This window comes from Bifidobacterium sp. UBA6881 (genome assembly GCA_002451435.1).
In the GTDB taxonomy this organism is placed as follows: domain Bacteria; phylum Actinomycetota; class Actinomycetes; order Actinomycetales; family Bifidobacteriaceae; genus Bifidobacterium.
Genome location: DKCF01000029.1, coordinates 1 through 1670, shown reverse-complemented (window position 1 = coordinate 1670; position 1670 = coordinate 1). Strand labels below are relative to the sequence as shown.

Below are 1670 nucleotides of genomic sequence, written 5' to 3'. Positions count from 1 at the left end.
CCAAGAATGGCTGTTTTCCAACGATTTTTTATTTGACGGTTATTTGACAAATTGTGATTGATTTCGGTTACACTGAATTGCAATGGACGCGATTATGGATTGTGAAAGGTGCCAGCATATGCCAGAAGACTTGCTCAATCTCGTCGAGCAGCTTGTCTCCCGCTCGACGGAGTCGCAGACTGTGGAGTTTAAACATTCGAACGATGATGCTTTCATGATCGGCAAAGATATCTCGGCGCTTGCCAATGCTGCGGTTATGGAAGGTCAGGACTACGCCTATATGTTGTGGGGCGTGGATGATTCCACTCACGAAATAATTGGTACCTCGTTCAATCCCCTCGCAGCCAAGCATAAGGGACAGGAATTAGAACTCTGGCTTCGACTCAAGCTGTCTAAAAACGCCGAGTTCAGTTTCATTCCGGTTGATGTGCGTGATCACAAGATGGTGATTCTTCGTATTTGGCCAGCCGGGGGATATCCGGTTTCCTTCGATGGAACCGAGTACGTGCGCTCGGGTACTTCCACTCAGCCATTAGCCAAGAATTCGCAACGAGAACGACGCTTGTGGGAGGTGACCAAGTCGGAATCGTTTGAAGAGCAAATTGCGGATCGTTGGCTTACTGCCGAAGAAGCGTTGTCTCTGCTTGATTGGAATGTGTATTTTTCACAGACTAATACTCCGCTGCCGGCCAATCAAGAAGCTGTTTTGCATTATCTTGAGGCGGATGGTCTAATCAAAACATTAGACAGTGGTCAATACGCGGTCACCAATCTTGGTGCGTTGCTTTTTGCTAGGGATATGCAGAGTTTCCCGACTGTTTCACGCAAGGCGTTGCGTGTCATCAAATATGAAGGTGTGCGAAAGTCTTCGCCGAGTCGTGCGCAAACATATGCACGGGGGTATGCAGATATGGAGGCGGTGATGGTGTTTTTGCAACCTTGGTTACCTGAAACGGAGACGATTGGTCGCGCCTTGCGCATTACGCATACCGATTATCCGGCAATTGCGATTCGCGAGCTACTAGCGAATATGTTGATTCATCAGGATCTTACCGTACGCGGCGCTGGTCCGCTTATCGAGATTTTTGATAATCGAATAGAGTTTTCAAATCCAGGTAATTCGCTGATCAGCGTTGAACGATTGGTCAATGATCCACCTGAGACAAGGAATCCGCGATTGGCGGAGCTATCTCGCCGGTTGCATATGTGCGAGGAAGCGGGGTCCGGCTGGGATAAAATCATTGATGCCTGTGAGACCGCTCATTTGCCGTCACCTGTGGTGCAGCAGTCGGGTAATGCCGAGAACTCCAGTATGATGGTTCGGCTTTCTCGGTACCGTCCATATACAGAACTGAGCCCGATGGAGCGAAGGGATTCTTGTTATTGGCATGCATGCATACAGTTCGCGAATGGAATGAGTCTGACGAATTCGTCTTTGCGCAAGCGGTTCGGTTTGGATGAGTCTTATTCTTCGCAGATTTCCCGATTGATTCGAGATTGCGTAAACGAAGGCCGTGTCAGGCCGGTTGATCCGGAAGCTTCCAAGAAGAGAATGGAGTACATTCCAAGTTGGGCTTGATTCGCATATTTATTTGATGAGTAACCCGTTTTCTTGCGGTGTGATTGTCAAAAATGGTTATTTTCCAACGTTTTTTTATTTGACGGTTATT

General features: G+C 48.0%; 1 protein-coding gene. It reads left to right on the top strand.

Annotated elements, in window-relative coordinates; genetic code table 11:
• The first annotated feature begins 118 nt into the window (after positions 1–118).
• Positions 119–1579, top strand: coding sequence for an ATP-binding protein (locus B3C64_RS02185; RefSeq protein ID WP_291533409.1), 1461 nt, complete (start codon positions 119–121; stop codon positions 1577–1579).
• Positions 1580–1670: the final 91 nt, after the last annotated feature.